Below are 22,739 nucleotides of genomic sequence, written 5' to 3'. Positions count from 1 at the left end.
CACGCGGCAAAACAGGACACCGTGAGGAAGCCCTGATCCCACTCTGGAAAGTCCCCTCACCCTCAAGTAGAGAGTGAATCCAGCCGAGCAGCGGCCCACCAAGGGGGCCGCAGTGGTTAGGCCGCGTAGCCGCCGACGAGGCGCACAGCGCCGCCGTCGACACCCTTTGCGCCCTGCTCAAAACCGGTGAAATCGCGAGCAGTGCTCGACACCGTGCCGGCCACCCAAGTCTCCAGCCCCTCGGCCGTGAGCGCGGCAGCAACCTGCGGCGCCTGATCCGCGGCGACAACCGCGAACATGCCCACACCCAAGTTCCAGGCGCCCTCGAGCGACTCGAGCGAGTGCCCGCCCAGCTCAGCAAGGTGGCGGAAGACGGGCAGCGGGGACCACGTGCCGCGATCCACCTCGACCCAGGTGCCCTGGGGCAGCACGCGCGCGAGGTTGGCAGCAATGCCGCCGCCCGTGACATGGCTCAGCATGTGGATCGCACCATCGAGCGCGGGATCCTCGAGCACGCGCAGCAGCGGGCCCGTGTATAGCGCGGTCGGCGTAAGGAGCGCCTCCCCGTAGCTCGCGCCCAGGTCGTCGCTGTGGTCGTGGTACCCGATCCCACGCTCAGCAAGGATGTGACGCACGAGCGAGAAGCCGTTCGAGTGCAGGCCCGATGCCGCCATCGCGAGCACGACGTCGCCATCCTGCACTCGCGAGGGCTGCAGCATCTTGTCGGCCTCGACCACGCCCGTTGCGGCACCGGCCACGTCGTAGTCGTCGGGTCCGAGCAGCCCGGGGTGCTCAGCGGTCTCGCCGCCGACGAGCGCCGTTCCCGTCGCCGAGCAGGCCTCAGCAATGCCACGCACGATGTCCGCAATGCGCTCGGGCACCAGCTTGCCGCACGCGATGTAGTCGGTCATGAACAGGGGCTTTGCACCCACCACAACGATGTCGTCGACGACCATTGCCACGAGGTCCTGGCCGATGGTGTCGTGCTTGTCCATCGCCTGCGCGATCGCGACCTTGGTGCCAACGCCATCCGTGGACGAGGCGAGCAGCGGCCGCTTGTAGCCGGTCAACGCGGTCGCGTCGAACATTCCGGCGAAGCCGCCAACGCCACCGAGCACCTCGGGGCCGTGCGTGCGGGTCACCGCAGACTTCATCAGTTCGACGGCAAGGTCACCCGCCGCGGTATCCACTCCGGACTGGGCATAGATCGACGCGTTTTCGCTCACAGCACGAGAGTCTACCGTGCCTGCAGGGCCGCCCAGGTTGTGGGAGACTAGTCGGGCGTCCATCCGGCGCACCACCCAGTTTTCAGGGAGCACCACAACGCATGTGCGGCATCGTCGGTATTGTCTCGTCCGAACCCGTTAACCAGCAGATTTACGACAGCCTGACCCTGCTGCAGCACCGCGGCCAGGACTCGACTGGAATCGCCACGCTTGAGGGCGACTTCTTCCACATGGTGAAGGCGAAGGGGCAGGTGCGCGAGGCGTACCGCACCCGCGACATGCGCCAGCTCGCCGGCACGGTCGGCCTCGGCCACGTGCGCTACGCCACTCGCGGCAACGCTGCCCGCGAGGAGGAGGCGCAGCCGTTCTACGTGGGCGCCCCCTACGGCATCATCCTCGTGCACAACGGCAACCTCACCAACACTCGTGAGCTCACGGCCGAGCTATACAACGTGGATCGCCGCCACCTCAACACGCACTCCGACACCGAGCTGCTGCTCAACGTGCTCGCCAACGAACTGCAGTCTGGCATTGCGGGGCTCTCGCTCGACGAAGACCAGATTTTTGACGCAGTCTCCCGCGTGCACGAGCGCGTGGAGGGCTCGTACGCAACGATCGCTCTGATCGCCGGCTACGGCCTGCTTGCGTTCCGCGATCCGTTCGGGATCCGCCCGCTCGTGCTCGGCAAGCGCACTGGCGCGACGGGCCGTGACGAGTGGGTCGTCGCCTCTGAGTCGCTCGTGCTCGAGTCCGGCGGCTACGAAATTGTGCGCGATGTCGCCCCCGGCGAGGCGATCCTGATCACCCCCGATGGGGCAATGACCTCGCGGCAGTGCGCGCGCAACCCGCGCCTCGTGCCCTGCGCGTTCGAGTACATCTACCTCGCACGCCCCGACTCGGTGCTGAGCGGCATCTCCGTGTACGACGCGCGCCTGCGCCTCGGCGAGACGCTCGCCGAGCAGGTGGCCCGCGAGATCCCCACGGGCGATATCGACGTCGTCATGCCGATTCCCGACTCCGGCCGCCCGAGCGCGATGCAGATGGCGCAGCAGCTCAACATCCCCTACCGCGAGGGCTTCTTCAAGAACCACTACGTCGGCCGCACCTTCATCATGCCGGGGCAGGCGGTGCGCAAGCGCAGCGTCCGCCAGAAGCTCAACGCCATGAGCGTCGAGTTCGCGGGCAAGAACGTCCTGCTCGTTGACGATTCCATCGTGCGCGGCACGACCTCGAAGGAGATCGTGGAGATGGCGCGGGCCGCCGGTGCGCGCAGCGTGACCTTCGCCTCCGCCGCACCCCCTGTGCTCTTCCCGCACGTCTACGGCATCAACATGCCCACCCGCACCGAGCTCATCGCGCACGATCGCACGAACGCGCAGATCAACGCTGCGATGGGCAGCGACGCGCTCGTGTACCAAACGGTCGAGGGCATGAACCGAGCGATCCTCGCCGGCCAGTCCGCGGTCACGGAGCTCGAGCAGAGCTGCTTCACCGGTGAGTACGTCACCGGCAACATCGACGCCGAGTACCTCGCCTGGGTGGAAGCCACGCAGGAGAGCTAGCCACCGAAGAGAGCTCGTCACTCACGAAAAACGCCGCGGGCGCTGATCCCCATCAGATTGGGATCAGCGCCCGCGGCGTATGTGGCGCGTCGTCGACGCGCTGGCCGAGTCTAGCTGCCGGGTTTCGGTTCCTCGCCGGGGGTCGTGTCGCCCGTGGGCTTCGCGTCGGCGGCAGGAACGTCTGCGGCAGGAACGTCGGCGGCAGGAGCATCGGAATCCGTGGCCGGCTTTCCGCCCTCTTCCGCGCCATCGTTGCGCACTTCCTTCTTCAGGATGCGCATCGACTGGCCGAGGCTCTTCGCGAGCCCCGGCAGCTTCGGCGCACCGAAGAGGAGCAGGATGATGAAGAGGATGATGATGAGCGTGGGGCCGCCCATGTTGCCGATCATAGAATCCCTATTCCTTTTCGCTGCGGTCGGTTAGGAGGCGTCGGTGCTGCGCGGCGTCTTCGCCGCGTCGTCACTCGCCTCGCCCGTGCCAGCGTCGTCGTTGCGTACTTCCTTCTTCAGGATGCGCATCGACTGGCCGAGGCTCTTCGCGAGCCCGGGAAGCTTCGGCGCACCAAACAACAGCAGGATGACGAAGAGGATGACCAGCATGTGCCAGCCACTGAGGTTGCCCAGCATGTGAATGCTCCGATCGTTCGTAGTGACGCGATTATCGCACGTCGGACTGAATAGCGACCCCGCTGCCGCGAGATCGTCGCGCAATGACGCCCAGCACGAGCGAGAGCAGTGCTCCGATGCCGAGTCCGATCGCCGCCCCGATGACAGCCATGAAGCCCACCGCCTGCCCCAGCGTGTAGTCGGCCTTCTCCGCGACGGGGAAGACGAGCACGAGCAACATGGCGATGATCGCGCCGAGCGCCGCGGTACCCACGAGCACCCGCCCGTACCGCACGGAGCGCTGCAGAGTGACCTCGCGCGACGCCTCAGTCACCACGGGCTCGACGGCCTCGGGCTCGACCTCGGCATCGACGACCTCGGGCTCGGTCGCCTCGGGCGTGAGCGGCTCGGGCGAAACGGGCTGCGCGGGATCCTGCTGCGGCTGCGGGGCCGCGGCCTCGGGAGTACTCATGTGTCTATTCTCTCAGGCTTGGACTGGGGATCGAATCAACCGGCTCGGCGTACGAGCGGCAGCAGCCCCGTGAGATTCGCTCGGGTGCCCGAAACGGAGACCCGAGCGGCAGCGAGCGCGTCGTCCCAGAGCAGCTCACCGGTCGCGAGTGCCAACCAGGTGTCTGGGTCAGTCTCGATCACATTGGGCGGCGTGCCCCGTGTGTGGCGCGGGCCTTCAACGCACTGCACCGCACCAAAGGGCGGCACGCGCACCTCAACGGAGTTCCCTGGAGCGCGCTCCGCAAGCTCCTCAAGCAAGTACCGCACCGCGGTGGCTTGCACGGTTCGTGGCGTGTCAGGGCCGCTCACCGCGGCGAGAGCCGCCCGGCCGTCCACGTCCGAGATCCTGCGCTTTGCCATGCGAATCAGCCTAGCGCGCTCGCACCCGTCCGGCGGCGGCGAGCACGCGCGGGGACGCTAGGCTTATCGGCGTGAAGATCCTCGTCTTGGGGCCGGGTGCCCGTGAACACGCCATCGTTCTTGCGCTCCTCGCGGAGAACACCGACCACGAGGTCGTCTGCGCCCCCGGCAACGCCGGGATCGCTGCGAGCGGCGTGGAGACCCCCGAGCTCGCGTACACCGACCCGGCAGCTGTTGCCGCGTTCGTTGCCGAGCGCGGCTTCGACCTCGTGGTAATCGGGCCCGAGGCGCCGCTCGTCGCGGGCGTCGCGAATCCGCTGCGCGCTGCGGGCGTGCCCGTGTTCGGGCCGGATCAGGATGCCGCGCAGCTTGAGGGCTCGAAGGCATTCGCGAAGCGCGTGATGGATGCCGCAGAGGTTCCCACCGGACGCGCCGCTCGCGTCGGCTCGGTGGCCGAGGCCGGGAACGTACTCGACGAGTTCGGCGCCCCTTATGTGGTGAAGGCCGACGGCCTCGCCGCAGGCAAGGGCGTGCTGGTCACCGAGGATCGCGACGCGGCCCTCGCGCACGTCGAGACCTGGGCTCCCCACGGCGATGTGCTCGTCGAGGAGTTCCTCGACGGCCAGGAGGTGTCGCTCTTCTTCTTCGCTGACGGGCACGACGTGCTGCCCCTCAGCCCGGCGCAGGACTACAAGCGCATCTTCGACGGCGACGCTGGCCCGAACACGGGCGGCATGGGCGCGTACTCGCCGCTGCCGTGGGTGGCCGACGACTTCGTCGCCGAGATCACCCGAACGGTTGCCCTGCCCACCGTTCGCCAGCTTGAAGCTGAGGGCACGCCCTTTGTTGGGCTGCTCTACTGCGGGCTGATCGTCACGGAGAAGGGTGTTCGCGTCATCGAGTTCAACGCGCGCTTCGGTGATCCGGAGACTCAGGTGGTGCTCGCGCGCCTCGAGTCGCCGCTCAGCCAGTACCTGCTCGCCGCGGCGACGGGGAAGCTGGCCGAGCAGCCCGAGCCGCAGTTCTCAGATGAGCCCGCGGTCATCGTAGTGGTGGCGAGCGAGGGATACCCGGGCGACGTGGTGACGGGCCGCCCCATCGGCGGTCTCGATGCTGCCGCAGCGGTGCCCGGTGTGCACCTCGTGCACGCCGCAACGGCCCGCGATGCCGACGGCGGCTGGGTGGCGACCGGCGGTCGCGTGCTCGGCGTCGTTGCGCGCGGTGAGACCTTTGGCGCGGCGCGCGAGCGCGCGTACGAGGCCGTCGGCCTTATTGAGCTCGAGGGCGGGCAGCACCGCACCGATATCGCCGCACGCGTGGCCTAAACGGCACCGCGGACGATCCAAACGGGGTCGCGGGATCAGCGAAGCTGGCCCTGCGGCCCCGTTTCTGCATCAGTCAGCCCAATGTTGGCGGCGCGATGGACACGCCGCGAAATACGCCACGCGGCGAGCGCGGCGGCGACACACATGGCGAGCGCGACGGCCATGAGCACAAGGTACCGTGTTTCCGTGCGGGCGCCCTCGTAGGGTTGGCTGTCTGACCAGTCAAGCATTCCGCGCACAAAGACAAGCACGGTGCCCAGACCTACGGCCGCAGTGATGAGCGCAGCAGCGAACGCCCCCGAGCGTCGAGGGTGGGTCGCAGGACGCGAGAGTTGTCCCGAGTCAGTGCTCGCGCGCCGGCCCATCAGGCAGGTCGCCTCGAATCAGCGCATCGAAGTCGAGTTCAGCGGTCGTGGGCTCTTCCCCGACGTCGGTGGGCTCGCTCTCGTCAGGAGCGCTTTCCTGCCCGGCGTCGGTCTGGGCGGCTGCACTCTGGGCTGCCTCATTCTGGGCGGCCTCATTCTCGGCGGCCTCGATCAGTTCAGCCTCGATCTTCGCGGCGGCCTCCGGGGTGAGCGGCTCGACCCGGATCGTATCGTCCAGATCCTCGAGCTCGGTGTCGTCATCGCTCTCGGTGTCGACGTCGCCCTCGGCCTCGGCCTCTGCCTCTGCCTCTGCCTCTGCGTCAGTCTCATCGCCAGCGGTGCTGCTGTCGTCCTCGGCCGGGCTCTCCGCCTCGGCCAGATTCTCCGCTTCGGTCGCGCCCTCGGCCTCGACGGGCGCCTCGTCTGCGCCATCGGCCGCAGTCTCTTCCAGCGCAGGGTGCTCTGCAGCGGGCTCCTCCTCAGCAGCGATGGGTGCCGCGATGGCCGGAGCGGGTGACTCGACGCGACCCTCGGCAACAGCAGCCTCAAGCGCCGTCGTGAGGTCGCGGAGCAGCACCTGCCAGCCATCCTGCGAAGCCGCGGCCCGGGCAGCGGCCTCGGGCAGTGCATCGAAGCCCGTCTCGGTGACCGTGATGCCGGTCTCTTCACCCTGGGTGCGAAGCGTGACCAGCACCGCCGTCTCGCGCTCGTCGCCAGCCTCGCGCCAGCGGAAACCCAGCGCGTGGCCCTCGACCCACACATCCACCGTTCCGCTCGCATCGCGGCTCACCGAGGTCTCGCCGGTATCCTCCGACCAGCGCTCGGAGATCGCACCACCCACGTTCGGCTCCAGCTGCAGTTCGGGCCACCACTCCGCACGCCGTTCAGGCTCGGAAAGGTACGCCCACGCGGCAGTCCGTGCCGCCCGCAACCGGCTTCTCGCCACAACCGGCCCGAGTGGGATCATGGTCTTCCTCCGCGTTCTTTGATGATGGATCCAAGAGCAGCGCTCCCCATCTACAAATGACCTTAACCGTCGCCCCCGACATCCCCGTGCACCAGGGGCGAATGTCGCGGAAATACGCGGTTCTGCGCCAGCGCGCCGCGCTCGATCCCGACCCCGCGTTTCGAGCGGAACCGCCCCGGCGACGCGAGGTGAAAGAATGGGGGCGTGACGGAACTTTCCTCTCCCCTGCAGCTGCCCGGTTGGACCCACACCTACTCCGGGAAGGTGCGCGACCTCTACGTCCCCACCGACGGCCCGCAGAACGTGCTCCTCGTCGTTGCGAGCAACCGCGTGAGCGCGTTCGACCACGTCCTCGAGCCGCCGATTCCCGGCAAGGGCGAGCTGCTCACCTCACTGTCGAACTGGTGGTTCGAACAGATCGACCGCCCGAACCACCTCATCGCGCCAGCGCCCGGCATTCCCGAGGTCCCCGCAGAGGTTGCCGGCCGGGCCATGCTGACCCGCCGCCTGGAGATGTACCCCGTGGAGTGCGTGGTGCGCGGCGCGCTGACCGGCTCGGGCTATGCCGAGTACGTGCAGACCGGCGCCGTGTGCGGGATCGAACTGCCCGCCGAGATCACCGACGGCGATCTGCTCGACACCCCGATCTACACGCCGGCGTACAAGGCGCCGCTTGGCGAGCACGACGAGAACATCACCTTCGAGCGCAGCGTCGAGCTCGTGGGCGAAGAGGTCGCGACGGAACTGCGCGACGCCTCCCTCGAGATCTTCACCCGCGCCCGCGAGCTCGCGGCAGCGCGCGGCGTGGTGCTCGCCGACACGAAGTTCGAGTTCGGCCGCGACCCCGAGACGGGTGAGCTGGTGCTCGCCGACGAGGTGCTGACGAGCGATTCCTCGCGCTACTGGGACGCGGCGACGTACGAGGATCCCGAGCTGGCTGCGGGCGAGCGCCTCGCGTCGTTCGACAAGCAGATTGTGCGCAACTGGCTCGCCGCCAACTGGGACCGAACGGGCACCCCGCCCGAGCTGCCCGAGGAGATCGTGGCGCAGACCCGCGCCCGCTATCAGGAGCTGTACGACCGCATCACTGCGTAGCCTGCGCTCGGCCTGCTCCCTGGAGCGCCACAGGATCCGGGTCTGGAGCATCGCGCTCGCCGGGTAGACTGGCTGCAGGGAGCGGGGCGAACACACGCGCCGCATCACCCACCGACCGTCGAATCGCGAAACCGGAGTCGCCAGTGCCCACGATTGTTGTTGATGTCATGCCCAAGGCCGAGCTGCTCGATCCGCAGGGCAAGGCCACTACCGGCGCGCTGGATCGCCTGGGCCACGGCAAGTTCGAGAATGTCCGCATCGGAAAGCGCTTCGAGTTCACCGTCGAGGGCGAGGTGACCGCCGAGGTGCTCGCCGAGGTGCGTCAGGTTGCCGACGAGATCCTCTCGAACTCGGTGATCGAGGACGTCGTCGCGATCTCCGTCGACGGTGTGCCCGCCGGAGAGGCCCAGTAATGGCGACCCGGATCGGCGTCGTCACGTTCCCGGGTTCCCTCGACGATCGCGACGCACAGCGCGCCATCCGCATCGCCGGCGCCGAGCCCGTTGCGCTCTGGCACGCGGACCACGATCTGCAGGGTGTCGACGCGATCGTGCTGCCCGGTGGCTTCAGCTACGGCGACTACCTGCGCCCCGGCGCGATCGCCGCAATCGCACCGATCATGACCGAGGTGATCGCCGCTGCGAACCGTGGGATGCCCGTGCTCGGTATCTGCAACGGCTTCCAGGTGCTCGTCGAGGCGAAGCTTCTGCCCGGCGGTCTCATCCGCAACGCGCACCAGCAGTTCATCCGCCGCGACCAGCGCCTCGTCGTCGAGAACGTCGACACCGCGTGGACGCACCTCTTCACCCCCGGCGAAGAGATTGTCATCCCGCTGAAGAACGGTGATGGCGGCTACATCGCCAACGACGAGACGCTGAAGCGGCTCGAGGGCGAGGGCCTCATCGCCTTCCGCTACGCCGAGGTGAACCCGAACGGTTCGCTCAACGACATCGCCGGCCTCAGCAACGAGCGCGGCAACGTCGTGGGCCTCATGCCGCACCCCGAGCACGCGGTTGAGGCGGGGTTCGGCCCCGATATGCCCGACGCGATGCGATCCGGCACCGATGGTCTCCGCTTCTTCGAAGCAGCGATCCAGGCGCTCACCGCTCGCGTCTAAGCGCCGCGCGGCACAACACTGAGAGCCGCCATCCTCACTAGGGGATGGCGGCTCTCAGCGTTTCTGCACGGACGGGGCGCGGCAATTTCGATGGGGATCAGGCCGCGCGCGACGCCCGCGTGAGCGGGGCCTGCGCGGGATCAATCCCGTACGCGAGCAGGCGGAAGCTCGTGCCGTCTTCACGCATGATGTCGTGCTCGCGATCGAGCAGCCGGGAGAAGCCCATCCGGTCGTACATCTCGTAGGCCGCGACCATCTCGGTGCTCGTGTTGAGCACCACCTGGTCCACCGCGCGGATACGGCCGAGCCGCAGCCCGTGGCGCATCATGAGCGAGCCGATGCCGCGGCCGCGCGCCGCGCCGCCGACGCCGAGCAGTCGCAGGTCCATCTCCCCCGCCCGCGCGACATCGCTCAGCACCTCGCCCGCGTGCGGGGTCGTGATCGTGGCGAGCAGGGTGCCCGTTGCGGCGTCTTCCGCGACCCACACGAGGTGCTGCGCGGCACGCGTTGCGACGTCGGCGATCTCCGCGAGGTATACGTCGGGCAGACGATCGTAGTCATCACGGTAGGCGGCGAGCACGAGCCCGCTGACCGCCGGAATCTCCTCCGGGCGAATCTCGCGGACGCGCACGTCCTCGCGCTCCTGCAGCGGGTAGACAAAGCTCAGCGAAGCGCCGTAGTTCGCGCCGTCAAGCTGACGGTCGAGCTCCGGGGTGCGCTCGAATCCAACGCGCGCGTAGAGTCGCGCTGCCGGGTTCCGCTCGCCGGTGTCGAGACGCACCACGCGCGCGCCCCAGCGCAGGGCCTGCTCGATGCCAGCGCGCACCAGCGCCTCACCCACACCAGCCCCACGCACGCTCGGGGAGACGACGACGAGCCGCAGCTCGACCTCGCCGGGCGTCGCGAGCTTCGTGTAGGTGGTGCCGCCACGCAGCACCGACACCGCGCCGATCAGCTCACTGCCACGCACGGCCACCAGGATTCGGCCGTCCGCATCGCGGCCCGCCGAGTCCTGCTCCACGGCCGCCCACTGCGCGTCTCCCGCGAGTTCGGCGCCGTAGGTGCTCTCGGCGTAGGCCGCACGCACGAGCGCCGCCTCCGCGGCGTACTCCCCCTGCGCAATCGGTCGGATCACGAAGGCGGGCGCTGCGGAGGCGGCGGGTGCGGCGTGTTCGGGCGTCAGGTCTGTCTCAGGCACCCGAGTATTTTACTCTCGTTGCCTGATCCGCCCTACCTGGGCGCAGCGGCTACTGCGGGGGCAGCGGGGCGCCCGGAACGCTGAAGTCCGGCTGACCGTTCGGCAGCGCGGGGATCGGGCGACCATCCGCGAAGGTGGGCCAGGGCAGCAGCGGTCCAGCGGCCTGCGGTACCGGGGCTACGGGCACGGTTGGAGCCGCACTCGGTGTTCCGGGCAGCGACTGCGCGGACGGGGCCTCCGAGGCAGGAGTCAGTGGGGCCGGAGCGGGCGGAGCCGCGATGGGCGCTGCGAGCGGTGCGGCGCGGTACGGCTCGATCGGGGTGCCGCGATCCTGAGCTGCCTGTCGCAGTGACGCCCGTGCGGTCTCACGCTCCGGAGCACCGTACGACCAACGCAGCAGCAGCGTGATCGCAAGGCCGAGCGCCGTGAGGATCAGCGTGGCGACGGCGATCTTCCAGTACAGCTCCGGGATGATCACGTTGAACGTTTCGATCGCAATCGGCGCCGTGAACAAGATGCCGGCAAGCACCGCGAGCATGCTCGTGATGAATGCAAAGCGGCCGATCGTCTCGGGCTTCCCCTCGCTCATGCCGAGCAACAGCTGGCAGCAGCCCAGCACGAGTCTCGTCACGCCGATCACGAGGATGCTCTTCCACAGCAGCGACCAGCCCAGCAGGAACGGATCGTACGGCGTCATCCACGTCACGATGAGCAGCAGCGCGAGGATGTAGGAGTTCGCGATCAGCGCGACCGGCGCGTACCACTCCGAGCGCAGCTCGCGACGAGTGTCGAGCGCAGTGAGCCCCACGAACACCGCGAACACGAGGAACGTGGCGAACACGCGCTCGAACTTGCCCTGGAAGTCGCCGATGAAGAGGAGCGAGATCGAGGCGAGCGTGAGCGCTGCAAGCAGCACGATGCTGATCTTCAGGAACGTGGACAGCTTGCGCGGCTCGGCGCCGCCCTTCGTCGTCGCGGCGGGGGCTGCCGACTCGGCGCCAGTGACGCGATCGGGTGCTGCGTTCGGGGTACTCATGCACCCAGTTTCGCGGTTCACGCTGAAAAACGCCAGAAACACCCGCGCTTCGTGCCTGCGGATCGGCTCGGCTCCGGTGTCCCCGGAAACGCCGTAGACTGGCCGGGTGAGCGCTCGTCGCTCCGATCGTAGCCGTACCGCCCCCGAGCCCACGGAGCACATCAGCGTGACTGAACCCACCGCCCCGATCCATGTCCCGGATACCGTCGCAGACGCGATCGCGACCCCCGACAAGGACCAGCCGTACGAAGCCCTCGGCCTGAAGGCCGACGAGTACGCACAGATTCGCGAGATCCTCGGTCGCCGCCCCACCTCGGGCGAGCTGGCCATGTACTCGGTCATGTGGTCCGAGCACTGCTCGTACAAGTCGTCGAAGATCTACCTGCGCCAGTTCGGCAAGAAGGTCAACGACAAGATGAAGGAGCGCCTGCTCGTCGGCATGGGCGAGAACGCCGGTGTCATCGACATCGGCGAGGGCTGGGCCGTCACGTTCAAGGTGGAGAGCCACAACCACCCCTCCTACATTGAGCCGTTCCAGGGCGCCGCAACCGGCGTGGGCGGCATCATCCGCGACATCATCTCGATGGGCGCGCGCCCCGTCGCCGTGATGGACCAGCTTCGCTTCGGCGATATCGACGAGCCCGACACCGCACGCGTGGTGCACGGCGTCGTCTCCGGCATCAGCTCGTACGCGAACTGCCTCGGCCTGCCGAACCTCGGCGGCGAGACCGTGTTCGACAAGGTCTACCAGCAGAACCCGCTCGTCAACGCGCTCGGCGTTGGCGTGCTCCGCCACGAGGACCTGCACCTTGCGAACGCCTCAGGCCTCGGCAACAAGGTCGTGCTCTTCGGCGCCCGCACGGGCGGCGACGGCATCGGTGGCGCATCGATCCTCGCGTCCGACTCATTCGACGAGGGTGGCCCCACGAAGCGCCCCGCCGTGCAGGTGGGCGACCCCTTCGCCGAGAAGGTGCTCATCGAGTGCTGCCTCGAGCTATTCAAGGGCGAGCTCGTTGAGGGAATCCAGGACCTCGGCGCCGCAGGCATCTCCTGCGCCACGTCGGAGCTCGCGGCAAACGGCGATGGCGGCATGTTCATCGAGCTCGACAGCGTGCTGCTCCGCGATCCCTCGCTCACGGCTGAGGAGATCCTCATGTCCGAGAGCCAGGAGCGCATGATGGCGATCGTGGCGCCCGAGAAGCTCGATGCGTTCCTCGCGGTTACCGCGAAGGGGGACGTTGAGACGAGCGTGCTTGGCGAGGTCACCGACACCGGCCGCCTCGTCATCAACTGGCGCGGCGAAGAGATCGTCAACGTGGATCCCTCGACCGTTGCCGTCGACGGCCCCGTGTACGAGCGCCCCGTTGCGTACCCGACCTGGATCGATGCCCTGCAGGCCAACTCGGTGAACGCCGCCGGCCTCACGCGCGACGGCTCGGCCGAGGTGCTGCGCCAGCAGATGATCGATGTTGCCGCGTCGCCCAACCAGGCCGACGTCTCCTGGGTGACGAACCAGTACGACAAGTACGTGCTCGGCAACACCGCGCTTTCTTTCCCCGACGGCGCAGGCATGATCCGCGTGGACGAGGAGAGCGGCCTCGGCGTCGCGATCTCGACCGACGCGAACGGCCGCTACTGCCAGCTCGACCCGTTCGTCGGCGCGCAGCTCGCGCTCGCAGAGGCGTACCGCAACGTCGCCACCTCCGGCGCCGTGCCCACCGCGGTGACCGACTGCCTCAACTTCGGCAGCCCCGAGAACCCCGAGGTCATGTGGCAGTTCTCGCAGGCCGTCGAGGGCCTGTCGGATGCGTGCCTCGCACTTGAGGTGCCCGTCACGGGCGGAAACGTCTCGCTCTACAACCAGACCGGCGACACCCCGATCCACCCCACCCCCGTCGTGGGCGTGCTTGGCATCATCGACGACGTCGCTCGTCGCGTGCCGAGCGGCTGGCAGGATCAGGGCGAGCACCTGTACCTGCTCGGCGTCACGCGCGATGAGCTCGACGGCTCGGCCTGGGCCGGCACCGTGCACGACCACCTCGGCGGACGCCCCCCGGTGGCCGACCTTGATGCAGAGCGCCGTCTCGCGGGCCTGTTGCACGCTGCGTCGCAGAACGGCATCCTCTCGGGTGCGGTCGACCTCTCCGAGGGTGGCCTCGCACAGGCACTCACCGACGGTGCGCTCCGCTTCGGCGTTGGCGCGCGCGTGTGGATCGAGGAGATCATCTCCCGCGACGGCGTCGACGCCACGGCCGCGCTCTTCTCGGAGACGCAGGGCCGCGTGCTCGTCGCGGTTCCGCACGAGGAGGACGTGAAGTTCCGCGGGCTCTGCGACGGCCGCAACTACCCCGTGCTGCGCATCGGCGTGACCGATGGCACGGGCGAGAGCGCCGCCATTGAGGTGCAGGATCGCTTCACGCTGCCGCTCTCCGAGCTGGGCGCCGCGACGCGTGCCACCCTGCCGGAGCGCTTCGGCCCAGTCGTCGGCTAACACGCCACCGACAGAAACGCGTGTGGCCCGGGAGTTTCCCGGGCCACACGCGTTTTTACGTCGTGGTGGCGGAGTGAACGCCTGGCTCGGCGTTCGGCTCAGCCCTGCCCCGCCAGTTCCGTGAGCACCGCATCGGAGAACACCGGCCACGCTGCAGCCGACCACTCGCCAAAGTTTCGGTCGGTCAGCGCAACACAGGCGACCTGCGCGACCGGGTCCACCCACAGAAACGTGCCCGCCTGACCGAAGTGGCCAAACGTTCGCGGGCTGTTCTGGGTTCCAGTCCAGTGCGGGCTCTTGCCGTCGCGAATCTCAAACCCCAGGCCCCAATCGTTCGGGTCCTGGCGCCCGAAGCCAGGGAGCACCCCGTCAAGGCCGGGGAACACGACCTGCGTGGCCATCGCGAGCGTGTCCGGGTGCAGCAGCTGCGGGTTCTGCAGCTCGGCGGCGAAGCGGCTGAGATCGGCGACCGTGGAGACTCCACCGGCGGCAGGCGGCCCCTCGAGCCGCGTGCTGGTCATCCCGAGCGGTTCGAGCACGCCCTCACGGAGGTACTCTTCGAAGGGCATCTCGGCCCGCTCAGCGAACACCTCGGCGAGCACGTTGATTCCGCGATTCGAGTACACCCGTCGTCGGCCGGGGCGCGCGCGGAGAATGTCCTCCGAGAAGTCGTAGCCAGAGGCATGTGCCAGCAGGTGCCGCACGGTCGATCCCTCGGGGCCGGCGGGGTCATCGAGCTCAAGCACCCCCTCCTCGATGCCCAGCAGCACCGCCGTGGCGCTCAGGAGCTTCGTGACGGAGGCGAGCTTGAACTCACGATCCTGATCTCCGTGCTGACCGAGGATCCGACCGTCCTGCGCAATGACCGCCGCTGCGGCGTTCTTCACGGGCCAGGTGTCAATCGTGCTGAGACTCTGCATAGGCTCCACGCTACCGGCTCTCGGCCGTGCGAGTGTCGAGCTCCGGGCGGTAGTACACCGCGACGCGACGCCCGCCGTGCTCAAGCACTTCGACGGGCGTCTCGAACACGCGCTCGAGCACCTCGGGGGTGATGATTTCCTCCGGGGTTCCCGAGGCCACCACGCGACCGTCTGCGAGTGCCACGATGCGATCAGCGTAGGCGGCGGCAAAGTTCACATCGTGGATGACGAGGATCACGGTTTTCCCTAGCGCGTCTGCCGCGGCACGCACCTGGCCCATCATTCCCACCGCGTGCCGCATGTCGAGCCCGGTCAGCGGTTCGTCGAGCAGCACATAGTCGGTGTCCTGGGCCAGCACCATCGCAACAAACGCGCGCTGGCGTTGCCCCCCGGACAACTCGTCGATGAAGCGATCCTCCATGCCCGCGAGGTCGAGGAAGGCGATCGCGGCGTGGATGGCGCGGTGGTCCGTCTCGGTCAGGCGTCCCGCCGAGTGGGGGAAGCGGCCGAAAGTGACGAGCTGCCGCACCGTGAGGCGCGCCATGAAGTGGTTCTCCTGCTTCAAGATCGACACGACCTGCGCGAGCTCGCGCGACTTCGCGGTGCGCACATCGAGTCCGCCGACGGTCACCTGCCCACTGTCGGCCTCGAGCAGGCGCCCAATGATCGTCAGCATCGTGGACTTCCCGGCACCATTGGGCCCGATCAGTGCGGTGACGCCGCCCCGCTCGATCGTGAGGTCGATGGGGCCGAGCACGCGACGCCCCGCGTACTCCTTCCCCACATTGGTGAGCTGAATCAACGCAGCCCCTTTCTGAGCAGCACGATAAGGAAGAGCAACCCACCGATGAACTCAATAATGACGGTCACAAGGCCACCGGCCGCGAACACGTGCTTCAAGATAAATGTCGCGCCGACAAGCGTCACGAGGCCGATGCCGATCGCGAGGGGCAGCACCTCCGCGTGCGAGTCATTGCGCGCAAACTGGTAGGCGAGCGTTGCAACGAGGAAGCCGTAGAAGGTCATGGGCCCCACCATGGTCACCGAGACGGACACGAGCACGGCGACAAGGACGAGGATCGTGACGATCTCACGGCGATAGTTCACGCCGAGTCCCACCGCGGCATCGCGCCCGAGGGCGACGACGTCATAGGTGCGCCGCTTCGACCAGACAAAACCGAGGATCAGGATCGCGATGGTCGCCGCGACCGGGAGATACTCGACATTCCCCTTGCCGATGCTGCCGAACAGACGCGCGCTCAGCACATCGAACTCGCTCGGCGTGAGCATCCGCTGCATGAACGTCGATACCGAGCCGAATCCGATCCCAAGCACCACGCCCACGAGCAGCAGCAGGTGCAGATTTGCGCGCTTGCCCGAAAACAGCCAGCCATACAGCGCCGTTGCAAAGAGGACCATTAGGCCGCTCTGCGCGAGGATCTTCGGGATTCCTTCCATCCCGGTTGCGGCGGTGCCGAAGACGAACACCAGCGCCGTCTGCGTCAGCACGTACAGCGCATCGAAGCCGAGAATCGAGGGGGTGAGAATCCGGTTCGAGGTCGCGGTGTGGAAGAGCACGGTGGCAACGGATTGGCACACGGCAACCAGCGCAATGGTGCCGAGCGAAGCGAGTCGCGACTGCACGATGATCCAGAACCCCGGGCTGCTCGCCGGGACAGGGATGCCGTAGCTCAGCACGGCGACGGCCAACGCCGCAGCGACCGTGTACACGACGACGATTGGGAGCGCACGCAGCCAGCGCGGGGTTGCGGCGTCCGGTGCCTCCGGGAGCGCCCCGGCTGCGCTGAGCTTGACGATGCTAGCCACGGGCACGTCCTCTCAGCAGGATGGTGATGAAGACGACCGAGCCGATGATGCCCAACACCATCGAGACCGGCACCTCGAAGGGCATGCGAATCACTCGGCCGATGATGTCGCAAATGATGACGAGTGAGACGCCACCCAGGCACACCCACGGGAGGTTACTCCGCACGTTGTCGCCACGAATCGTCGCGACAATATTCGGCACGACGAGCCCCAGGAACGGCAGGAAACCGACAACCACCACGGTCACGCCCGCGGAGATCGCGACGAGCGCGGTGCCAGCAATCACGATCGCGTCGTAGCTCATCCCGACGTTCGTTGCGACGTCACGGCCGAGGCCCGCGACGGTGATGCGATCGGCAAGGAGAAAGACCAGAAGGGTGACAACTGCCACGACCCACAGCACCTCGTAGCGGCCGCGCACGACGCCAGTGAAGCTCCCCATGAACCAGGTGCCCACCATCTGCAGCAGGTTGAACTGGACCGCGAGGAAGGTCGTCAGCGCGCCGACAACGGCGCCCAGCATGATGCCGATGAGCGGCACGACGAGGGTCGTGCGAATCACAATCCGGCGCAGGATCAGCATGAAGGCCATCGCCCCGATGAACGCGAACGCGCTGGCAATCACCATGCGTCCGAGCAGGCCGACGCTCGGGGCGAGGATCGCGGTGAGCAAGAGGCCGAGCGATGCCCACTCCGTCGTGCCCGAGGTGGTCGCGTCGACGAATCGGTTTTGTGTGAGCATTTGCATGACGAGCCCGCTCGCGGCCATCGCAGCACCCGCCAGCATCAGGGCGAGCGTGCGAGGCACGCGGGTGATCCACACCATTTCCGCACCCATCTCGCCGTCGGAGAGATCGTACACACCGACGAAGACCGAGAGCACCAAGAGCCCGATGACCCCGATCACCGCAAGGATCAGCGGCCACGGCGAGGACCTCGGAGGCGGGGTGGGATCGGGCTCCGCGCGGGAAGCAGCAACGCGAGAACGCCCGCTCAACTGAGCGGGCGTTCCGTGGCCGCGGGAATCCGCGGCGCGATCGTCAGTGGTCATGCTGCTGCGAAGGCATCCTTGATGTTCTCAAAGAGGTCGGTGTAGGCCTGGATGTCCTCAGTGAGGTAGAAGTTCGCATCGAGGTAGATGAGGTTGCCGTCCTTCACTGCGGGGACGTTCTTCAGCGCCTCCGACTCAGCGATCAGCTCGGCAGCGGGCAGCGAGCCCTCCTCACGATCCTCCGGGGCGAATGCCGCATCGCGATCGAGCGCGATGATCCACTGCGGGTTCGACGCCGCGATTGCCTCCACGGAGATGTCATCACCCTGGTGGTCGCTCGTGGCACCCTCCACCTCGAGCGCGGGCTTCAGGTCAAGCGCGCCGAACACCGGACCGACCGAACGGCCGACGCCGGGAGCGAGGTAGCCGATCTTGCCGCCCGAGGTGTTCACAGCCATCACCGTATCAGTGCCGTTGTATGCGCCCTTCGCATCAGCGATCGCGCTGTCGAGCTTGTCGTTCAGCTCCTTGGCCTCGTTCTTCTTGTCGAAGATCTGGCCGAGGATGTCGCTCTCGCGCTTCAGCTCGCTCATCAGGTCCTCGCCCTCGCGCGGGGCAATGTCGATGACCGCAGCGTTCGGGTTCTGCTTCTTGATCTCGTCGTACGAGTCGCCAAAGCGGTAGCCGGCGATGATGAGGTCGGGGTCCGCCGCGATGATGGTCTCGAGGTTGGGCTCGCGGTGCGATCCCACGTCGGCGACAGACTCATCAAGGTACTTCGGCCACACCGTTCCCATGATCCCCTTGGGCGCCGCGGCAAGCTCGATGTCCCACGCATCAAGCGTGGAGAAGACGTGGTTGTCGAGCGCGACGACGGTCTTCGGGTTGACCGGCACCTCAACTTCGCCGTGGTTGTCGGTGATGGTCACCGTGCCCGAGGCCTTCGGAGCATCGGATTCCGCGGCGGGCGCGCCCGTCGAGCAGGCGGAGAAGAGCAGCGCGGCGCCGACTGCGAGGGCGGCAGCCGCGGGGGTGCGGGTGGAACGAAGTGACACGTCGAATCCTTCAGTTGAACGGACATGGAAACGCGCTCCTGCGAGAGCATCGCAGCAGCGCGTTCGCTGCTCTCCGGCCGGAACGACGCGGTGAGCAACTTCACTACTCAGCCTATGCTTACATTCATCAGATGTTCAAGTTGGATACGAAAAAGCCCCGGAAACCGCGGCGATTGCACGATTTCCGGGGCGCTGAGCGAACGCGCACCGCTGGAGCCTACGCGTGATGCAAGTTCGGGAAGTGTTCGTCCGGGAACGTGGTCTCGGTATCGCCGAGCTGCCGCGCAAGTACCGTCGCCTTTGCAGCATCCTCAAGATTCAGGGCGCGGCGATAGGTCATCTCGATGGTGTCGCCTACCGCGGTGCACCCGTGGTGACGCATCACCACACAGTCGTGCTCGGCCAGCTCCGCCGCGGCCGTATCGGCGAGCTCGTCCGAGCCGTTCGGGTAGAACGGCGTCACGCCGATCGACTTCACGTAGAAGGCGTGATCGAGCGTCAGCAGGCGGATATCGATCCCCAGCGTCGCAAGCAGCACCGCGTGCTGCGGGTGCAGGTGGATCACCGCATTCACGTCAGCCCGCGCCTCATACGAGCGCTGGTGCAGCTTCCACTCACTCGACGGTTTGGGGTTGCCAGACACGACGGTGCCGTCCAGGTGCATCACGGTGAAGTCACCGGGGCGCAGGCGGTCAAGCCAGGTGCCGGAGCCGGTGATGATGAAGTGCTCGCTGTCGAGGCGCGCGGACAGGTTTCCGCCGCTCGCGAGCACGAGGCCGCGGCCCACCGCGTCCGCACCGATCTTCGAGAGCTCGAGCGCAGCGGCGGCGCCCTCCTGGGTATTCAACATGAACTACGACCTTCCAGTGAGCGCTCGCGGGGAGTGCGGCGGCGCGACTCACGCGACAGCCGCATGCTCCATGCGGCCTCAATATTGTTACTCCGTCATCGCACGTTGTCAAACAACCTCGAGAGCTACGGAGTAGGCGCGTTCCTCACCCGGCCCTGCGGATCGTGAACGCGTAGCGTCCCTCAAGGAAGTACGTGCGCGAGTAGAGCAACGCCCGCGCCGAGCGATCGAAATGCACCTGATCGAGCAGCACGTAGAGCGCAGGCTTGCCCACAGGCGCGTCCCAGCCGATGCGGTCGGACTGCACCGCGTGCACCTCTGCAACGCCGTAGTGTGGATGCATGTCTCGCACCTCGCGAAGGTACGCGAACAGCGAGCCCTGCACCGACTCGGGATCCTCCCCCTCGGGGAAGACGCCGATCGGCATGAGATCGTACGAGTACGCCACGACCTCACCGTCGGCGAGGATGGTTCGGCGAAGCTCAAGCGCGTGCGCATCGCCCGAAAGCTCCAGCTTTTCAGCTTCATCGGGGAGCAGAGGTCGAATCACCCTGCCACGGTAGATCATGCCCGGTTCACGCCCGGTGCTTCGGATCGACTCGGTGATGGAATCCAGCCGCTCGAGCCCCGCGGTGACCGCGGGGCGCTCGGCCACAAACGAGCCGACGCCGTGCTGGGTGCGCACGAGCGCCACCGTTTCGAGCTCGCGCAGCGCGGCCCTCACGGTCGGTCGCGAGACCCCAAAACGCTCTGCGAGCTGGGCTTCTGTCGGCAGGCGTTCACCCTCGCTGAACTCCTCCGAGCGAATCGCCGCACGCAGTCCATCCGCGACGAGCGCCACCCTCGATCCTGGCTTTGCCATGCACGCCTCCATTGCCCGTGGGCGGTCGCGCCCGGATTCCAGTGTCCCCAAGTCTAGGTCATGCGTCAAAGCTCATTTATGTGACCTCACTTGACAAGTTGTCAGTCAACCGAATACGTTTCTCGCGATAGTCCGCGCTCTGCGCACTGACAACGCCGTCGAAAGGATCGCCATCACCATGGTTCGCGCAATCGAGTGGATTGATGCCGCAGCTGACTCACACATTCGCCTGATCGATCAGACGCGGCTTCCCGCCGAAGAGGTGTTCCTCGAGGTCACCAATGTCGATCTCTTGATCGACGCGATCCAGCGTCTGGCAGTGCGCGGCGCTCCTGCGCTTGGCGCCGCGGGCGGCTACGGCGTCGCGCTCGCGCTCCACGAGGCTGCGCGCGAGAACTGGAGCGAGGAGCAGCTCAGCGCCGCAATCACCGCGATCGCAGACGCACGTCCGACCGCGGTGAACCTCGCATGGGGCGCGAATCGGGTCGCTGAGTTCCGCGCGGAAGGCTTTGATCGCTGCCTCACCGAGGCACGGGCCATTGCAGCCGAGGATGAGGCCGCGAACCGCGAGCTTTCTCGCCTGGGCGCCGATTGGTTGCTTGCTCGCGTGGGCGATCGCCCGCTCCGAGCGGTGACGCACTGCAACACGGGCGCGCTCGCAACGACGGCGTGGGGCACGGCCTACGGGATTCTGCACGAGCTCCACGAGCGCGGCAAGCTTGAGCTCGTCTACGTCGATGAAACTCGTCCGCTGCTGCAGGGCACCCGCCTCACGAGCTGGGAGCTGCAGCAAGACGGCATCCCCCACCTCGTTGAGGTCGACGGTGCCGCGTCGAGCACGATCCTGCGCGGCCTGGTGGACTTCGCCGTGATCGGCGCGGATCGCATCACCGCGAATGGCGATACCGCAAACAAGGTTGGATCGGTCGCGCTGGCACTCGCGTGCGCGCGCAAGGGCATCCCGTTCGTGGTCGCCGCACCGTACTCGACCGTCGACGAGGCCACGGCCACCGGTGACGAGATCGAGATCGAGGAGCGGGGCGACGAAGAGGTGCTTGCTTTTGGCGGCGCACAGGTCGCAACGCCGGGCGTGCGCGCGTTCAACCCCGCCTTCGATGTGACCCCTCACGACATCATCTCCGCAATCGTCACCGAGCGCGGCGTCGTCGAGCCCGCCGCCACCGCGCAGCCGCTCTTCGGCGGCTAATCTTCCCGCGCACCCACCCGCAGCACCCTCACGAAAGGAACGCAACGATGCGTAAGATCACCACCGCAGCGCTCAGCGCCGCGGCCATCCTCACCCTCGGCCTCGCCGGCTGCACGCAGGGAGCCCCCGCAAGCTCGGGGAGTTCCTCCGACTCGGGGAAGGTCGCTGAGGCCACCGGCACGGCACCCGCGCCCTTCGACGCCGACGGCGTCAAGATCGCGATTGTCCAGCAGTCAGGACAGGGCGACTACTTCCAGCAGTACCTCAACGGAACCCGCCAGCAGGCAGACGCCCTCGGCGTCGATCTCTCCGTGTTCGATGCGCAGGGCGACAACGCGACGCAGGCGACCCAGCTCGACCAGGCGATCGCCTCGGGTGTCGATGGCATCATCATTCGCCACGGACTGCCCGACACCCTCTGCGAGGGCGTGAACCAGGCGCTCGACAAGGGCATCGTCGTCGCGATCTACGACGTCGAGATCCAGCAGTGCGCGCCGGAGGCGGTGCAGACCCAGCAGTCTGACGCGCTCATGGCCTCGCTCGTGCTCGATCAGATGGCGTCCGATATCGGGAAGAACGCTGAAGTCGGCTACGTCAACTACGACGGCATCGCACCGCTCGACCGCCGTGACGTGGTCTGGCAGGAGTACCTCACGAAGCAGGGCTGGGACCAGAAGTTCAAGACCGGCAACTTCACGAACTCCACTGCCACCGACTCTGCACCGATGATCACCGCCGCTGTGCAGGCGAACTCCGGCGTCAAGGCGATCTACTCCCCCTATGACGAGTTCGCGAAGGGCACGCTGACGGGCCTCGACCAGGTTCCCGGTACCGAGGACATCCTCGTGTACGGCGCCGACATCTCCACTGCAGACATCGAGCTGATGACGGCTGAGGGCAGCCGCTGGGTCGCCACCGGCGCAACCGATCCGAACGCGATCGGCGCGGCAGTGATGCGCACGCTGGCGCTCAAGATGGCCGGCGAGCTCACCGAGGACACCGTGGACTTCCCGCCCATCCTCGTGACGCAGGAGATGCTGCGCAAGAACGACATCAAGAACATGGACGATCTGCGCGCGGCCGAACCCTCGCTCAACATCTCCGAGGTGTCGAGCGCCGACTGGATCCCGGTCGTCTCCTTCTAATTCCCCGTGTGGGTGCCGGGCA

General features: G+C 67.3%; 24 protein-coding genes. 8 read left to right on the top strand and 16 right to left on the bottom strand.

Annotation, left to right across the window (positions count from 1 at the left end):
• Positions 1–116: 116 nt before the first annotated feature.
• Complete coding sequence (purM, locus tag D3226_RS02310; RefSeq protein WP_202380801.1) at positions 117–1,226, bottom strand: phosphoribosylformylglycinamidine cyclo-ligase; 1,110 nt, start codon at positions 1,224–1,226, stop codon at positions 117–119.
• 101 nt (positions 1,227–1,327) lie between these two features.
• Between purM and purF the strand changes: the two genes are divergently transcribed.
• Complete coding sequence (gene purF, locus D3226_RS02305; RefSeq protein WP_202380800.1) at positions 1,328–2,788, top strand: amidophosphoribosyltransferase; 1,461 nt, start codon at positions 1,328–1,330, stop codon at positions 2,786–2,788.
• A 110-nt stretch (positions 2,789–2,898) separates the two neighbouring features.
• Here the strand turns inward: purF and tatA (D3226_RS02300) are convergent, their stop codons facing one another.
• The 4 genes from tatA (D3226_RS02300) to D3226_RS02285 are packed head-to-tail and all read right to left on the bottom strand — an operon-like array spanning position 2,899 to position 4,266.
• Positions 2,899–3,177, bottom strand: coding sequence for a twin-arginine translocase TatA/TatE family subunit (gene tatA / locus D3226_RS02300; protein WP_202380799.1), 279 nt, complete (start codon positions 3,175–3,177; stop codon positions 2,899–2,901).
• A gap of 30 nt (positions 3,178–3,207) precedes the next feature.
• Positions 3,208–3,414 (bottom strand): twin-arginine translocase TatA/TatE family subunit, encoded by a 207-nt coding sequence (tatA, locus tag D3226_RS02295; protein ID WP_202380798.1) that lies wholly within the window; start codon positions 3,412–3,414, stop codon positions 3,208–3,210.
• A 31-nt stretch (positions 3,415–3,445) separates the two neighbouring features.
• A complete protein-coding gene (locus D3226_RS02290; protein WP_202380797.1) occupies positions 3,446–3,865 on the bottom strand; it encodes a hypothetical protein in 420 nt (139 codons plus the stop codon).
• Positions 3,866–3,900: 35 nt separating this feature from the next.
• Complete coding sequence (locus tag D3226_RS02285; RefSeq protein ID WP_202380796.1) at positions 3,901–4,266, bottom strand: sterol carrier family protein; 366 nt, start codon at positions 4,264–4,266, stop codon at positions 3,901–3,903.
• 71 nt (positions 4,267–4,337) lie between these two features.
• On the opposite strand from D3226_RS02285, the gene purD reads away from it, so the two are divergent.
• On the top strand, positions 4,338–5,591 hold the full coding sequence (gene purD / locus D3226_RS02280) for a phosphoribosylamine--glycine ligase (protein ID WP_202380795.1): 1,254 nt from the start codon (positions 4,338–4,340) through the stop codon (positions 5,589–5,591).
• A 35-nt stretch (positions 5,592–5,626) separates the two neighbouring features.
• Here the strand turns inward: purD and D3226_RS02275 are convergent, their stop codons facing one another.
• Positions 5,627–5,821, bottom strand: coding sequence for a hypothetical protein (locus D3226_RS02275; RefSeq protein WP_202380794.1), 195 nt, complete (start codon positions 5,819–5,821; stop codon positions 5,627–5,629).
• Positions 5,822–5,933: 112 nt separating this feature from the next.
• Positions 5,934–6,923, bottom strand: coding sequence for an SRPBCC family protein (locus tag D3226_RS02270; protein ID WP_202380793.1), 990 nt, complete (start codon positions 6,921–6,923; stop codon positions 5,934–5,936).
• A 204-nt stretch (positions 6,924–7,127) separates the two neighbouring features.
• Between D3226_RS02270 and D3226_RS02265 the strand changes: the two genes are divergently transcribed.
• The 3 genes from D3226_RS02265 (at position 7,128) to purQ (ending at position 9,135) form a co-directional block, all read left to right on the top strand.
• A complete protein-coding gene (locus tag D3226_RS02265; RefSeq protein WP_202380792.1) occupies positions 7,128–8,018 on the top strand; it encodes a phosphoribosylaminoimidazolesuccinocarboxamide synthase in 891 nt (296 codons plus the stop codon).
• 143 nt (positions 8,019–8,161) lie between these two features.
• The gene (purS, locus tag D3226_RS02260) at positions 8,162–8,431 is read left to right on the top strand and encodes a phosphoribosylformylglycinamidine synthase subunit PurS (RefSeq protein WP_202380791.1); all 270 of its coding nucleotides are present in this window, start codon (positions 8,162–8,164) and stop codon (positions 8,429–8,431) included.
• Positions 8,431–9,135, top strand: a complete 705-nt coding sequence (gene purQ / locus D3226_RS02255) for a phosphoribosylformylglycinamidine synthase subunit PurQ (protein WP_202380790.1) — start codon at positions 8,431–8,433, stop codon at positions 9,133–9,135. The genes purS and purQ overlap by 1 nt, the downstream gene beginning before the upstream one ends.
• A 97-nt stretch (positions 9,136–9,232) precedes the next feature.
• Here the strand turns inward: purQ and D3226_RS02250 are convergent, their stop codons facing one another.
• Together D3226_RS02250 and D3226_RS02245 are read right to left on the bottom strand one after the other, a co-directional pair.
• Positions 9,233–10,333 carry a GNAT family N-acetyltransferase gene (locus D3226_RS02250; RefSeq protein WP_202380789.1) on the bottom strand — a complete coding sequence of 367 codons (1,101 nt, stop codon included), beginning with the start codon at positions 10,331–10,333 and terminating at the stop codon, positions 9,233–9,235.
• Between the two features lie 49 nt (positions 10,334–10,382).
• On the bottom strand, positions 10,383–11,369 hold the full coding sequence (locus D3226_RS02245; protein ID WP_202380788.1) for a hypothetical protein: 987 nt from the start codon (positions 11,367–11,369) through the stop codon (positions 10,383–10,385).
• A gap of 166 nt (positions 11,370–11,535) precedes the next feature.
• Here D3226_RS02245 and purL point away from each other — a divergent pair, with 166 nt between their 5' ends.
• Positions 11,536–13,860, top strand: a complete 2,325-nt coding sequence (purL, locus tag D3226_RS02240; protein WP_202380787.1) for a phosphoribosylformylglycinamidine synthase subunit PurL — start codon at positions 11,536–11,538, stop codon at positions 13,858–13,860.
• A 98-nt stretch (positions 13,861–13,958) separates the two neighbouring features.
• Here the strand turns inward: purL and D3226_RS02235 are convergent, their stop codons facing one another.
• The 7 genes from D3226_RS02235 to D3226_RS02205 all read right to left on the bottom strand — a co-directional run bounded on the left by D3226_RS02235 (position 13,959) and on the right by D3226_RS02205 (position 20,365).
• The gene (locus D3226_RS02235; RefSeq protein ID WP_202380786.1) at positions 13,959–14,780 is read right to left on the bottom strand and encodes a serine hydrolase domain-containing protein; all 822 of its coding nucleotides are present in this window, start codon (positions 14,778–14,780) and stop codon (positions 13,959–13,961) included.
• Between the two features lie 10 nt (positions 14,781–14,790).
• The gene (locus D3226_RS02230; RefSeq protein WP_202380785.1) at positions 14,791–15,582 is read right to left on the bottom strand and encodes an iron ABC transporter ATP-binding protein; all 792 of its coding nucleotides are present in this window, start codon (positions 15,580–15,582) and stop codon (positions 14,791–14,793) included.
• Positions 15,579–16,607, bottom strand: a complete 1,029-nt coding sequence (locus tag D3226_RS02225; RefSeq protein ID WP_337248872.1) for an iron chelate uptake ABC transporter family permease subunit — start codon at positions 16,605–16,607, stop codon at positions 15,579–15,581. Before D3226_RS02225 ends, D3226_RS02230 begins: the two co-directional genes overlap by 4 nt.
• Positions 16,600–17,658 carry an ABC transporter permease gene (locus D3226_RS02220; protein WP_202380783.1) on the bottom strand — a complete coding sequence of 353 codons (1,059 nt, stop codon included), beginning with the start codon at positions 17,656–17,658 and terminating at the stop codon, positions 16,600–16,602. Before D3226_RS02220 ends, D3226_RS02225 begins: the two co-directional genes overlap by 8 nt.
• A complete protein-coding gene (locus D3226_RS02215; RefSeq protein WP_202380782.1) occupies positions 17,655–18,653 on the bottom strand; it encodes an ABC transporter substrate-binding protein in 999 nt (332 codons plus the stop codon). Before D3226_RS02215 ends, D3226_RS02220 begins: the two co-directional genes overlap by 4 nt.
• Before the next feature lie 217 nt (positions 18,654–18,870).
• Complete coding sequence (locus D3226_RS02210; RefSeq protein WP_202380781.1) at positions 18,871–19,503, bottom strand: class II aldolase/adducin family protein; 633 nt, start codon at positions 19,501–19,503, stop codon at positions 18,871–18,873.
• A gap of 145 nt (positions 19,504–19,648) precedes the next feature.
• Positions 19,649–20,365: a GntR family transcriptional regulator gene (locus D3226_RS02205; protein WP_202380780.1), complete on the bottom strand. Its 717-nt coding sequence runs from the start codon at positions 20,363–20,365 to the stop codon at positions 19,649–19,651.
• 178 nt (positions 20,366–20,543) lie between these two features.
• Here D3226_RS02205 and mtnA point away from each other — a divergent pair, with 178 nt between their 5' ends.
• Both mtnA and D3226_RS02195 read left to right on the top strand, forming a co-directional pair.
• The gene (mtnA, locus tag D3226_RS02200; protein WP_202380779.1) at positions 20,544–21,572 is read left to right on the top strand and encodes an S-methyl-5-thioribose-1-phosphate isomerase; all 1,029 of its coding nucleotides are present in this window, start codon (positions 20,544–20,546) and stop codon (positions 21,570–21,572) included.
• 47 nt (positions 21,573–21,619) lie between these two features.
• A complete protein-coding gene (locus tag D3226_RS02195; protein ID WP_202380778.1) occupies positions 21,620–22,717 on the top strand; it encodes a substrate-binding domain-containing protein in 1,098 nt (365 codons plus the stop codon).
• Positions 22,718–22,739 lie beyond the last annotated feature (22 nt).

The organism is Leucobacter chromiireducens subsp. chromiireducens (assembly GCF_016758255.1).
GTDB classification, from domain to species: Bacteria; Actinomycetota; Actinomycetes; order Actinomycetales; family Microbacteriaceae; genus Leucobacter; species Leucobacter chromiireducens.
Note: the sequence above shows the minus strand (reverse complement) of the source record. Positions and strands in the feature narration are given on the sequence as shown.